Source organism: Winogradskyella sp., from assembly GCF_016744625.1.
Taxonomy (GTDB): Bacteria; Bacteroidota; Bacteroidia; order Flavobacteriales; family Flavobacteriaceae; genus Winogradskyella.
The window spans coordinates 12,818-27,044 of record NZ_JADGDZ010000045.1 but is presented as its reverse complement, the minus strand read 5'-3'; the positions used below and the strand labels follow the sequence as shown (position 1 = coordinate 27,044).

At 34.0% G+C, this 14,227-nt stretch carries 10 protein-coding genes; 4 read left to right on the top strand and 6 right to left on the bottom strand.

The features are described 5' to 3' along the window. The first annotated feature begins 292 nt into the window (after positions 1-292). The 4 genes from gltB to QZZ53_RS10440 all read left to right on the top strand — a co-directional run bounded on the left by gltB (position 293) and on the right by QZZ53_RS10440 (position 8,015). Positions 293-4,807, top strand: coding sequence for a glutamate synthase large subunit (gene gltB / locus QZZ53_RS10455; protein WP_296384328.1), 4,515 nt, complete (start codon positions 293-295; stop codon positions 4,805-4,807). An 82-nt stretch (positions 4,808-4,889) separates the two neighbouring features. Next, entirely contained in the window at positions 4,890-6,353 is a 1,464-nt protein-coding gene (locus QZZ53_RS10450) for a glutamate synthase subunit beta (RefSeq protein WP_296384326.1), read from the top strand. Positions 6,354-6,634: 281 nt separating this feature from the next. Then, positions 6,635-6,991, top strand: coding sequence for a hypothetical protein (locus tag QZZ53_RS10445; RefSeq protein ID WP_296384324.1), 357 nt, complete (start codon positions 6,635-6,637; stop codon positions 6,989-6,991). Between the two features lie 13 nt (positions 6,992-7,004). Then, positions 7,005-8,015 (top strand): type II toxin-antitoxin system antitoxin SocA domain-containing protein, encoded by a 1,011-nt coding sequence (locus QZZ53_RS10440; RefSeq protein ID WP_296384323.1) that lies wholly within the window; start codon positions 7,005-7,007, stop codon positions 8,013-8,015. A gap of 69 nt (positions 8,016-8,084) precedes the next feature. Here QZZ53_RS10440 and argH read toward each other — a convergent pair whose 3' ends face one another. From argH to proC, 6 genes are all read right to left on the bottom strand, one after another. Further along, a complete protein-coding gene (gene argH, locus QZZ53_RS10435) occupies positions 8,085-9,359 on the bottom strand; it encodes an argininosuccinate lyase (protein ID WP_296384321.1) in 1,275 nt (424 codons plus the stop codon). A gap of 88 nt (positions 9,360-9,447) precedes the next feature. Then, entirely contained in the window at positions 9,448-10,509 is a 1,062-nt protein-coding gene (locus QZZ53_RS10430) for a M20 family metallo-hydrolase (protein ID WP_296384319.1), read from the bottom strand. Next, positions 10,506-11,282, bottom strand: a complete 777-nt coding sequence (gene argB / locus QZZ53_RS10425; RefSeq protein ID WP_296384317.1) for an acetylglutamate kinase — start codon at positions 11,280-11,282, stop codon at positions 10,506-10,508. Before argB ends, QZZ53_RS10430 begins: the two co-directional genes overlap by 4 nt. 72 nt (positions 11,283-11,354) lie before the next feature. After that, positions 11,355-12,290, bottom strand: coding sequence for an acetylornithine carbamoyltransferase (locus QZZ53_RS10420; protein ID WP_296384316.1), 936 nt, complete (start codon positions 12,288-12,290; stop codon positions 11,355-11,357). A gap of 1 nt (position 12,291) precedes the next feature. Continuing rightward, entirely contained in the window at positions 12,292-13,419 is a 1,128-nt protein-coding gene (locus QZZ53_RS10415) for an aminotransferase class III-fold pyridoxal phosphate-dependent enzyme (protein ID WP_296384314.1), read from the bottom strand. After that, positions 13,416-14,216: a pyrroline-5-carboxylate reductase gene (proC, locus tag QZZ53_RS10410; protein ID WP_296384312.1), complete on the bottom strand. Its 801-nt coding sequence runs from the start codon at positions 14,214-14,216 to the stop codon at positions 13,416-13,418. The genes QZZ53_RS10415 and proC overlap by 4 nt, the downstream gene beginning before the upstream one ends. Positions 14,217-14,227 lie beyond the last annotated feature (11 nt).

Here is a 14,227-nt window from a genome sequence, read left to right as displayed (position 1 = left end):
TTTAAGATATGAACAATATAATTTTTGAATAATCATATCGAAATTGCTAATTGGGTAAATAATTTTTAATACTTGGTTGTTTTCGCAATCGTTTTCGCAATAAAAGTGATGTTTTGCTGAAGATTTTTTCATTACCTATTTAGTAATATATCTTACTATAATTATGGATTTTTCATTTAGAAAGCTCTTAATTATTGATATGAGAAAAGTGTTCTGACTTTTTTTTTAATCGAGTTTTGCAGTATATATTAGAGAGATAATAAGGCGTAAAACCCTTTAAATTTTCCGAATTATGCTGAAGAAACAAGGACTCTATTTACCAGAATTTGAACATGAAAATTGTGGTGCAGGATTTATCTGTAATCTAAAAGGAGAAAAAACGAATCAAATTATACACGATGCATTAGAAATTCTTGTAAGATTAGAGCATCGAGGTGGGGTTAGTTCTGATGGTAAGACTGGTGATGGTGCAGGTTTGTTAATAGATATTCCTCATGCATATTTCAAACGTGTTTGCGGATTTAAAGTTCCTGTAAAAGGGAAGTATGCTGTTGGAATGGTATTCTTGCCTAAAAACAGAAACCAATACAAGTTTTGCAAGGACACTTTCGAAAAAGAAATTATTGCACAAGGATTGTCTGTAATAGGATGGAGAGAGGTGCCTGTAGATTCAACACAACTAGGAGAAATAGCTTTAGCATCAGAACCTAATATAGAACAACTCTTCGTTGGAAAATCTAATGAAGTCTCAGAAGCAGATTTTAAGGCAAAATTATATGCTGCACGAAAAATAACAGAGCATACAATTAGGAAATCTAAGATGTCGCAAAGCTCTTATTTCTATGTGTCTAGTTTATCAACAACGACTTTAATATATAAAGGTATTATCATGCCTGAAGATATAGGTCCATATTATAAAGATTTACAAGAAGATGATTTAGTAACACGCTTGGCTTTAGTGCACCAACGTTTTTCAACCAATACAATGCCAACTTGGGAATTGGCGCAACCATTCCGATTTATGTGTCAGAATGGGGAAATTAATACACTTCGTGGTAATGTGAGTCGTATGCGAGTACGAGAAGAAATCATGAAAAGTGAGGTCTTTGGTCCGCAAATAGATAAGTTATTTCCAATTATATTACCAGGAAAGTCAGATTCTGCGTCTATGGATATGGTTGTAGAATTGTTAACGCATACTGGTCGTTCATTACCAGAAGTAATGATGATGATGATCCCTGAAGCTTGGGAAAAACATGCAACCATGTCGCCAGAGCGTAAAGCATTTTATGAGTACAATGCTTGCATTATGGAACCTTGGGATGGACCTGCTTCGGTACCTTTTACAGATGGAAATTATATCGGAGCTTTATTAGATAGAAACGGGTTAAGACCGTCAAGATATACGGTCACTAAAAGTGGTAAATTGATTATGTCTTCAGAAATTGGTGTTGTAGAAATTGCACCAGAAGATGTAGAAAGTCATGGGCGTTTAGAACCTGGTAAAATGTTTTTAGTAGACATGAATCAAGGTCGAATTATAAACGACGAAGAAATTAAAAGCAAAATTGTTAGAGAAAGACCATATCAAGACTGGTTAGATAAAACAAGATTGCATTTAAAAGATATTCCTTATACAGGTGAAACCTGTCCTATTGAAACTTTAGATATTAAAACGAGACAACGTTTATTTAATTACACATACGAAGATATTCAGGAGGTGATTACACCAATGGCACAGAAGGCTAAAGAAGCTTTGGGTTCTATGGGAATTGATACGCCTTTAGCTGTTTTGTCGAATAAGCCACAGTTAATTTCAAACTACTTTAAGCAGTTGTTTGCTCAGGTGACAAATCCACCTCTGGATGGCATTAGAGAAGAAATTGTAACAGATATTAGCCTGTCTCTAGGAAAGGATAGAAATATTTTTAGCATCACAGAAAGACAATGTAGAAAACTGAAAATTCAGAATCCTGTAATTTCGAATAACGATTTAGATAAAATAAGAAACATTTCTGTTGAAGGTTTTAAAGCTGAAACCATTGAATTATTATATCAAAAAGATAAAGGTCTTAATGGACTTGAAGATGCTTTAGATAACATTATTGTACAAATTGAAAAAGCACTAGAACGCAAAACAAATATTATCATTTTATCTGATAGAGGAGTGAATAAAGAGTTTGCGCCAATTCCTGCTTTATTAGCCTGTTCTTATGTGAGTCATCAGATGAATCGTTTACGTAAGCGATCCTATTTCGATATTATAATAGAATCAGCAGAACCACGTGAGCCACACCATTTTGCGACTTTATTTGGTTATGGAGCAAGTGCAGTAAATCCTTATATGGTAAATGAAATTATCAGAATGCAAGTTACTGATGGCTTCATTACTGATATGGATGAGCAAAAAGCGGTTGATAATTTCAACAAGGCGATCGGAAAAGGAATTCTAAAAGTGATGAACAAAATTGGAATTTCAACATTACGCTCATATAGAGGTTCTCAAATATTTGAAATCGTTGGTTTCAATTCACAATTTGTCGAAAAATATTTCCCTTATACAGCTTCGAGAATAGAAGGTATTGGACTATATGAAATTGAAAAAGAAATTGATAAACGTTACCAACACGCTTATCCAAGTAATGTGCTCGACAAACGTTTAGGCTTAAATATAGGTGGAGATTACAGATGGAGACGTAATGGAGAAAAGCATTTATTTAACCCAACTACGGTTGCGAAATTACAGCAAGCGGTGCGATTGAGTGACCAAGCGAGTTATGATGTTTATGCAAAAACCATTAATGAGCAATCAGAAAACTTAATGACCATTCGAGGGTTATTTGAATTTAATAATATCGATCCTATTCCATTAGACGAGGTCGAGCCTTGGACAGAAATCGTAAAACGTTTCAAAACAGGAGCGATGTCTTATGGTTCAATTTCTCGAGAAGCACATGAGAATTTAGCCATTGCAATGAATAGAATTGGAGGAAAATCCAATTCTGGTGAAGGAGGAGAAGACAGAAAGCGTTTTCAACCAGATGTTAATGGAGACAGTAGAAATTCAGCAATAAAGCAAGTGGCTTCTGGTCGTTTTGGAGTCACATCTCATTATTTAACTAATGCGAAGGAGATTCAAATTAAAATGGCACAAGGCGCAAAACCTGGCGAAGGTGGTCAATTACCTGGAGAAAAAGTATTGCCATGGATTGCAGCAGCAAGAAATTCAACACCATTTGTAGGTTTAATTTCACCACCACCACATCACGATATATATTCTATTGAAGATTTAGCACAATTAATTTACGATTTAAAAAACGCGAATCGCGAAGCAAGAATTAATGTAAAATTAGTTTCAGAAGTTGGTGTTGGAACCATTGCAGCAGGTGTCGCAAAAGCAAAGGCAGATGTTGTATTAATAGCTGGTTATGATGGTGGAACAGGAGCTTCACCTTTAACATCGCTGAAACATGCTGGTTTACCATGGGAACTTGGTTTAGCTGAAGCACAACAAACATTAGTACTTAACAACTTAAGAAGTAGAATTGTTGTTGAATGTGATGGTCAATTAAAAACAGGAAGAGATGTTGCGATTGCAGCATTATTAGGAGCTGAAGAATTCGGATTTGCAACAGCACCTTTAGTGGCTTCAGGTTGTATTATGATGCGAAAATGTCATTTAAATACATGTCCTGTTGGGATTGCAACACAAGATAAAGAATTGCGTAAAAACTTTAAAGGTACACCAGAGCATGTTATCAATTTCTTCTACTACATCGCTGAAGAATTGAGAAGTATAATGGCAGAACTTGGGTTTAGAACTATGGCAGAAATGGTCGGTCAAACCCATAAGATTAATGCCAATAAAGCGATTAAGCATTACAAGGCAAAAGGCTTAGATTTATCTTCAATTTTGTATAGACCAGTAGAATACAGCCAAATGCCAGTAAAGAATACCGAGAAGCAAGAGCACAATTTAGATAATGTTTTAGATTTTAAAATTCTAAAAGATTCACATCGTGCTTTATATCGTAAAGAACAAATGACATTGGCATATCCGATTAAGAATACAAATCGTACTGTTGGAGCTATTGTTAGTAACGAGATTTCAAAAATATATGGTCATTTAGGTTTACCTGAAGATACTTTGAATATCAATTTTGAAGGTTCTGCAGGACAAAGTTTCGGTGCTTTTGGAGCTCATGGATTAACATTCAAGTTAGAAGGAAATACAAATGATTATTTAGGAAAAGGTTTATCTGGAGCTAAACTCATTGTAAAGAAACCTGCAAAAGCAGATTTCGTAGCCGAAAATAATATCATTATTGGAAATGTTTGCTTATTCGGAGCAGTAGATGGTCAAGCTTATATCAATGGAATTGCTGGTGAACGTTTTGCAGTAAGAAATTCTGGTGCAACAGCAGTTGTAGAAGGTGTTGGAGATCATTGCTGTGAATATATGACTGGTGGAAAAGTAGTTGTACTTGGTAAAACAGGTAGAAACTTTGCAGCTGGTATGAGTGGAGGTATAGCTTATGTATACGATCCAGAAAACAAATTTGTAAACGGTTTGTGTAATACCGAAACTATAGAATTTGAAGCTATTACCGAAGAAGATGGAAATGATTTAAAGTCATTAATTGCAACCCATGTAAAATATACAAATAGTCAAAGAGGTGCAGAATTATTGGCAAATTGGGAAACGAGTTTGAGCAGTTTTGTGAGAGTAATGCCAACGGAATACAAACGTGCTTTAAAACGTTTAGAGACAGAGGAACAAATGGTTGAAGCGCTAGAGATCACGTAATATCAAATCGTTTTGAAGAGTTAAAGTAAAAGAAATTAAATTTAGAAAGTTAGGATGAGATTCCTGCTTTCGCAGGAATAAAATGGGAAAAGTAACAGGTTTTAAAGAATTCGAAAGAAAAGATGAGTCATACAAGCCCGTAAAGGATCGTGTAAAACATTACAAAGAATTTACTGTGCCGCTTAATGATAAGGACATGACCGAACAAGGGTCGCGTTGTATGGATTGTGGAATTCCATTTTGCCATAGTGGTTGTCCACTTGGTAATCTAATTCCAGATTTTAACCATATGGTACACCAAGGAGAATGGCAAAAAGCCTCTTGGATTCTACATTCAACAAATAACTTTCCTGAATTCACAGGGCGTTTATGTCCTGCTCCATGCGAACAAGCTTGTGTATTAGGTATTATTGAAGATCCAGTTTCAATAGAAAATATTGAAAAAAATATAGTTGAACGTGCTTTTAAAGAAGGTTGGATTAAGCCACAACCACCAAAAATAAGAACCCAAAAAACGATTGCAGTTGTAGGTTCCGGTCCAGCAGGTTTAGCAGCAGCACAGCAACTAAATAGAGCAGGTCATACTGTTACTGTTTTTGAACGCGATGATGCTATTGGAGGTTTATTGCGTTACGGAATTCCAAATTTTAAAATGGAAAAAGGCATCATAGATCGTCGTTTAGCGATTCTTGAAGCTGAAGGTATTGTTTTTAAAACCAATGTGAATGTTGGAGTGAATTATGACGTTGAAGACCTAAAGGCTTTTGATGCTGTTGTACTCTGTGGAGGAGCAACAGAAAGACGAAGTCTGCCAACACCAGGTATTGATGCTGATGGAGTAGTTCAAGCTATGGATTTTTTAACGCAACAAACTAAAGTTGTTTTCGGGCAAGAGATAAAAGATCAAATATTAGCAACGGATAAGAACGTTATTGTAATTGGAGGTGGAGATACAGGAAGTGATTGTATAGGTACATCTAATCGACAAGGTGCAAAATCGGTAGTTAATTTTGAGATTATGCCTAAGCCACCAGGACATCGTTCACCAGCAACACCTTGGCCATATTGGCCGTTGCAATTGAAGACGTCTTCTTCTCATAAAGAAGGTGTGGAGCGTAACTGGCTTATAAATACTAAAGAATTTGTAACGAATAAGAAAGGTCAGTTAACGGCTTTAAAAACGGTGAATGTAGAATGGGAAATGATTCCTGGTGAACGTCCTAAATTAATTGAAATTGCAGGTACAGAAAAAACATGGGATTGTGATTTAGCTTTATTAGCACTTGGTTTTACAGGTCCAGAAAGCACAATTGCAGACAAATTAGGATTAGACAGAGATGTGCGTTCTAACTACAAAGCAAGCTATGGGAAATATCAAACAAATATTCCAAATATATTTGCCGCTGGAGATATGCGAAGAGGGCAATCGTTGATTGTTTGGGCAATTTCAGAAGGTAGAGAAGCAGCACGTCAAGTTGATATTTACTTAATGGGTAAATCTGATTTAGCGACTAAAAATGCTGATGGTGATTTGGTAAGTTTGTAAGATTTTGCTCTAAAGCAACTATAAAAGCATCTGGAAATGGATGCTTTTTTGGTTTATACTTTTTCAGTGGTTTTAGCTCCAAAGTAAAAATACCTATAAGTAAAACTAAAGCTACATACAATACCAATTAGATATTTTAAATCAGAAACGTCATTTATAAATAATTTTACAATTTCATTCATTTTAAAGTTGATATATGTTAATAAAATGTTTATAATTTCACTTTAAAGTTGTTTTATTTAAGTTTATGTTTATATTTGCGGTGAATTTAACGCGTTAATATGGCGGAAAAATCAGTTATAAAATCTTTTTTGCAAGAACTTAAGGCGATTATAAAGTCTATAGGCATAATCTTCTCCAATCGCCCTAAAAATAGTATTCAGAATCTTGCAGATTTAAGTATTTCCGCTAAAATGCGTGAAGAAATAATTTTAAATTTAGAAGTAGAGGATTACAGTGAAGGCCCTTTAGAAGAAACTCAGCAAGGTGGAACTGAAATGTGGGTTTTCGGAAAGGTTATTAAAGGTCAACAAGTCTATATTAAATTGACTATTTCAAAAATGACTGGAGGAGCAGTTTGCATCTCTTTTCATAAGGCGGATTATCCAATGGAATTTCCTCTTAAGAAATTAAACTAAAAAACAAACAATTATGAAAAGTCCAATCACAGGTAAGGAAATGACCTTAAAAATTGAGAAGAGTATTTTGGTTTTTCGAAAAGAAGAATTTGAGTATAATCACAAGAGTTATTTTTGTGAAGATAGTGGTGAATCATTTACAACCACAGAGTTAGATGAATTTAATTTAAATCAAGTTTATAATCAATACAGAGATAATCATAATGTTCCATTTGCAGAAGAAATAAGAGAATTTAGAGAAAAATACTCTTTTAGTTACGCAGATCTAACCAAAGTATTAGGTTTGGGTGTTAATAGTTACAGCAATTATGAAAAAGGGGAAGTTCCTAGTTTGGCTAATGCTGCCTTATTGAAAGCAGTAATTAATAGTGAAGGAACATTAAAAGGGTTGATAAAAAGTAATAATGAAATTTCTGAACCTCAAAGGGAGAAGTTTTTAAGAAATATTGCCAAAGTTAGAAAGGAAGAAGAACTAAATAAGAGAAAGCAAGAATTGATTGACTATGTTTTTGATTACAATTTTTTACCTGATAATTTTTCAGGATACAAAAAACCAAATTTTGACAAACTAGTTGAGATGGTAGTGTATTTTACTGAAAAGGTGCAAGTAACACCTACCAAAATGAACAAACTATTGTTTTATTCAGATTTTTTATATTATAAATTAACTGGTATTTCAATAAGTGGAACTCGTTATTTTGCACATACGCATGGTCCGGTACCGAAGAAATTTCGAACCCTATTCGATTACCTTTCAGACCAACAGATTGTAGATTTAATTTCGGTTCAATATCCAAATGGTTTAGTTGGTGAAGAGTTTATTAAAATCCCATCAAAAATATTTGAGAGTACATTATTTGATAAAGCTGAAATAGATATTTTAGATAAAATTGTTTCAAAATTCGAAAAGTACAATGCGAAAGAAATAAGAGAATTAAGCCACGAAGAAAAAGCGTGGATTGACAATGAGAAAAGTAAAGGATTAATAGATTATAATTATTCGTTTGAACTAATTCATGTTTAATTTTTCAAAAGTTTACCAACGGGTTATCAATTTTAAAATCTATTAAAATGATGTAAATCAAAACTCAAATCACTTTGGAAACTTAGCCCGAATATCTTCCAAACACAAATTATGAATACTTCCAATATGAGAGTGTTCTTTTCCTAAATCTGGTTGATACGTATCGTTTTGAACTTCACTACCAATTTTCTGATACGCTTCTCTAAAAGACATGCCTTCAACTACTAAATTATTAATACTATCCACTGTAAATAAGTATTTGTATTTGTCATCGCTGAGGTCTATATCTTTGACTATGATTTGTTGAATCGCATAATTAAAGATGTCTAAAATGTCTTTGACATCTTCAAAAGCGTTGATAATATTTTCTTTCAACAATTGAAAATCTCTATGATAACCGCTTGGTAAATTATTAGTGATTAAGAGCATTTCGGTATGTAAAGCCTGAATTTTATTACACTTCCCTCTGATAAGTTCAAATACATCAGGATTCTTTTTATGTGGCATAATACTACTTCCTGTAGTTAATTCATCTGGAAACGAGATAAAGCCAAAATTCTGACTCATATACAAACAGATATCCATAGCAAAACGCGACATCGTATTACATAATCCACCTAAAGCGCTGGCAATCGCTCGTTCACTTTTTCCTCTACTTAATTGTGCGGCTACTACATTATACTTTAAGGTTGAAAAGCCTAATGCTGCAGTGGTGATATCTCTATCAATAGGAAAAGAACTGCCATAGCCCGCTGCAGAGCCTAAAGGATTTTGATCTACAATTTTTGACACTGCATTTAAGACATAGACATCATCAATTAATAATTCGGCATAGGCAGAAAACCATAAGCCAAAAGAAGACGGCATGGCAACTTGTAAATGCGTGTAACCTGGTAGTAATTGCGTTTTATGAGTTTCAGCTAAACTTAAAAGCGTATCGAAAAACGTTTCTGTTTTATCATTTATGATTTGCAAATTCTGTTTATAGTAGAGTTGAAGCGCAACCAAAACCTGATCATTTCTAGAACGCGCTGTGTGGATTTTTTTTCCGACGTCACCTAAGGTTTTAGTCAACTCATGTTCAATTTTAGAGTGGACATCTTCAAATGTATCTTCAATTACAAATGTTCCGGATGCTATAGATTCACTTAAAACTTTTAATCCTGATTTTAGTTGTAGTAATTCATCCGACGTGATAATTCCAATGGATTCTAACATTATGGCATGTGCTAATGAGGCTTGCACATCATATTTAGTAATATGCATATCAATTTCTCTGTCGTTACCAACAGTAAATTGTTCTATTTTTTTATCTATTGAATAGCCTTTGTCCCAGAGTTTCATATTTCTTGATTTTTGTTGCTGTCTCCTCGAGCGCAGTCGAGAGGTCTTTAATTTTAATAGGTCTCGACTGCGCTCGACCAGACAATCTTTATAATACGTTTTCTAACAATTTTATATATAAATCAATCCCTTCTTCAATTTCAGTCAAATAAATAAACTCATCTGCTGTGTGTGACCGTATGCTATCACCTGGTCCTAGTTTTAATGATGGACAGGTTAAAACAGATTGATCTGATAACGTTGGCGAACCATAAGTCTCTCTTCCTAAGGAAATACCAGCTTTTACCAAATCGTGATGAATAGGAATAGAAGATGAATTCAATCGTAAACTACGTGCTTCAATTGTTGAACATGGTGATTTTGTTTTTAAAATATCAGCAATTTCTTGATTAGTATATTTATCATTGACTCTAACATCAACAACCAATTCAACTTCAGATGGAACAGCATTATGCTGTTTGCCAGCATTAATTTGAGTTACTGTCATTTTTACATCACCAAGTACAGGTGATTTCTTTTCGAACTTATAATCTTGAAACCATATTAAAACATCAATGGTATTATATATTGAGTTATCTGTATTTGGATGTGCTGCGTGGCTAGCTGTTCCTTTTACTTTTGCATCAAAAACCACAAGTCCTTTTTCTGCAATCGCTAAATTCATTAATGTTGGCTCTCCAACAATAGCCACATCAATTTTTGGAATTATGGATAACATACTATTTAAGCCATTTGGTCCACTGCTTTCTTCTTCAGCAGAAGCCACAATGACCATATTGTAATTCAAGTTTTTCTTTTTGTAGAAATAGGTGAATGTTGCGATTAAGGATACTAAACAACCACCAGCATCATTACTTCCTAAACCATATAATTTGCCGTCTTCAACAATAGCTTTTAAAGGGTTTTTGGTGTAACCATTATTTGGTTTTACGGTATCGTGATGTGAGTTTAATAATAGTGTTGGTTTGCTTTCATCAAAATATTTGTTGGTTGCCCAAATGTTATGGTTATCTCTTTTGAAGGGAATGTCGTGAGATCGAAACCAACCTTCAATCAATAAAGCAGTATGGTCTTCTTCCGAAGAAAATGACTGTGTTTCTATAAGCTGCTTTAATAAAGCAATGGCTTCTGTTGTCAGTTGTTCAATCATTTTGTTATGGTTGTGTGTTTAGTATTCTTATTGAAAAGCATGTCTGATTTTCCAATACAAACTTTTTGTACGCTATGCTGTATAGCATGAAAGCAGTTGTCTAATTTTGGTAGCATACCTTCAAATATGATATTGTTATCTTTTAATGTTTTATAACTTTCAGTGTTGATGTTTTCAATAACAGAATCATCGTTTTCTATGTCTTCGAGAACACCATTTTTCTCAAAACAATAGTAAAGCTCTGTATTATAAATTGAAGCAAATCCAATCGCTAATTCAGATGCTATTGTATCTGCGTTGGTATTTAGTAATTGACCACTTTTATTATGCGTAATTGCACAAAAAGCAGGAATAATATGGTTCTCTAATAGAACTTTTAATGTATTCGTGTTTACTTTTTTCACATCTCCTACAAAGCCATAATCGATAGTTGTAGCTGGTCTTTTTTCTGAAACTATAGTGTTTCCATCAGCTCCAGAAAACCCAATAGCATTGCAATTGTTTGCTTGCAGTAGTGCTACTATATTTTTATTAATTTTCCCTGCATAAACCATAGTTATGATGTCTAAAGTGTCACTGTCTGTAATGCGTCGACCTTCATTCATTTTCACAGGAACACTCATTTTTTTAGCAAGTTTCGTTGCTAATTTTCCTCCACCATGAACTAATAGTTTTGGGCCTTTAAGCTTTGCAAATTGACTCAGGAATAGTTCTAATGCTTCACTGTTGTCAATTATGTTTCCTCCTATTTTTATGATTTTTAATGTATTCATATTTAATCTTTTGTCTCCTCGAGCGCAGTCGAGAGGTTAATGAGGTCTCGACTGCGCTCGACCAGACAGCATTTATAAATTTTCTAATAGTTGCTTTAATACCACTTGCACAGCAAAAGTTCTATTATTTGCTTGCTTAATTACAACAGACTGATCGCTATCTAAAACCGAATCTTCCACTACAACATTACGTCGCACAGGCAGGCAATGCATAAATTTTGCTTTACCCAATTTAGCTTTAGTCATCATCCAATTTTCATCATTATTAAGAATTTTCCCGTAATCATTATAGTTACTCCAATTCTTTACATATACAAAATCGGCATCTTTTAAAGCGTCTTCTTGGTTGTAATTAATGGTTGTGCTTTTTGTAATTTTTTCACTCAATTCATAGCCTTGAGGATGTGTAATAGTTAAATCTACATCCAAGTCTTGCATCATTTCTACAAACGAATTTGCAACTGCTTGTGGTAACGCTTTTGGATGAGGTGCCCATGACAAAACTACTTTCGGTTTTGCTTTTTCAGTTAATTCAGAAATGGTAATCGCATCTGCCAAGGCTTGCAAAGGATGCGCTGTTGAAGATTCCATGTTAACGATAGGAACGGTCGCGTATTTTTTAAAGTTGTTGATCACAAATTCTGATTCATCTTTTGCTTTGTCTTTCAATGTAGGGAAGGCTCTAACAGCAATAATATCTGCATATTGTGAAATCACCTGAGCTGCTTCTTTGATGTGTTCAGATTTGTCCATATTCATAATTGTTCCATCTTCAAACTCTAAATTCCATGCGTCATTCACGTTTAAAATCATCACGTCCATACCCAAATTCTTTGCCGCTTTTTCTGTACTTAATCGTGTTCTTAAACTCGAATTAAAAAATAGCATGACCAAGGTTTTGTGCTTCCCTAAATCTTTAAATTCAAAAGGGTTCATTTTTAATAAAATACCTTCCTTTATAAGTTCTGAAATGTTCGATATGTCTTTTAAAGTTGTATAATTTTTCATCTTAATTTAGTTCTTTATGTAAGGCATCAAAAAAGAGATCAATGTGTTTTTTCTTTATAGTTAAAGGAGGAAGAATCCTAATTAGATTAGGGTTTTTAGCACCTCCTGTAAATATATGATGCTTAAATATGAGTGTTTTTCTCAATTCCAAAATTGGGAAATCAAACTCTAAACCGAGCATTAATCCTCTTCCTTTTATCGCTTTTAGATTTGGTAAGTCTTTTGCTTTTTTAATAAAGTAGTCTGAAATATTAAATGCATTTTGCATGAGGTTTTGGTCTTGAATAACATCCAAAACAGAAAGTGTTGCAGCACAAGCCAAGTGGTTGCCACCAAATGTAGTGCCTAATAAGCCGAATGAAGCTTTTATTGATGGATGAATCAAAATACCTCCAACTGGAAAACCATTGCCCATACCTTTGGCAATTGAAATAATATCTGGTGCGATGTTATGCTTTTGAAAAGCGAAAAAGTCACCAGTTCTTCCAAAACCAGATTGTACTTCATCAGCAATTAATGCAGTGTTGTATTGTTTACAAAGTTGATCCAAACCTTGATAAAATTCTGTAGTAGATTGATCTAATCCACCCACACCTTGAATACATTCTATGATTACAGCGCAAGTTTTGTTTGCTTTAAGGACGGTCTCAACAGATACTAAATCACCTAGGTCTACAAAATCGACTTCTTGTTGTGCATTTATTGGTGCAACTACCTTAGGGTTATCAGTTGCTACAACAGCAGCTGAAGTTCGTCCATGAAACGAATTTTTAAACGCTAATATTTTATGCTTACCATTATGAAAAGAGGCTAGCTTCAATGCATTTTCGTTCGCTTCAGCACCAGAATTGCATAAAAATAATTGATAGTCTTTACATCCAGAAAGTTCTTCTAATTTATCTGCTAATTCAACTTGCAATGGATTTTGAATTGCATTACTATAAAAACCTAGTTTTTCAACTTGGTTAGAAATTGCACTTACATATTTTGGGTGCGAATGTCCAATAGAAATTACAGCATGTCCACCATAAAGATCGAGATACTCAACATCTTTATCATCGTAAACATAAACATCCTTTGCCTTTACAGGTGTAACATTATATAAAGGGTAAACGTTGAATAAACTCATGTCTGTTCCTTTTTAATGTTGTTAATTTTATCGAATGAAGCAACCATACCTTGTATCAATGAAGAACTCAAGCCTTTGTGTTCCATGTGATTTAGACCTGTAATCGTACAACCTTTTGGTGTTGTTACACGATCAATTTCTTCTTCTGGATGATCACCATTTGTAATTAATAAATTAGCAGCACCTTCACTCGTATACATTGCAAGTTCTTGCGCTTCTTTAGCATCAAAACCAAGTTGAATTGCGGCTTGTGTCGTTGCACGAATTAATCGCATCCAAAATGCAATACCACTAGCGCATACTACTGTTGCAGCTTGCATCTGAGATTCTGGTATTGCCAACGTATGACCTAATCTATTAAAAATAGCTTCTGCAATTTGAATTCGCTTTTTACCTTTTTCATTACTACATAAACACGTCATCGATTTACCAACTGCAATTGCAGTATTTGGCATCGCTCTTATGATAAACTGATCACTCCCAATTTGTGTTTCAATCTTTGGAATTACATAGCCTGTAATTGTTGAAATTAACACATGGTTTTCATTTAAATGCGGTTTAACATCATTTAAAATCTGTTCAAAATGTCTAGGTTGAATAGCAAATATTAGAATATCGGAATGTTTTACAGCTTCAATATTATCTGTTGTTAATAGCACATTTTTATAACCTTCAAATTCTTGAATGTCATTCAAGTTTCGTTTGGTAAGATATAATGTTGTTATAGCATTGTTAGTGATCAATCCTTTTGCGATTGATTTCCCTAGATTTCCTGTTCCTATGATTGCGATTTTCATTTTTTAATACG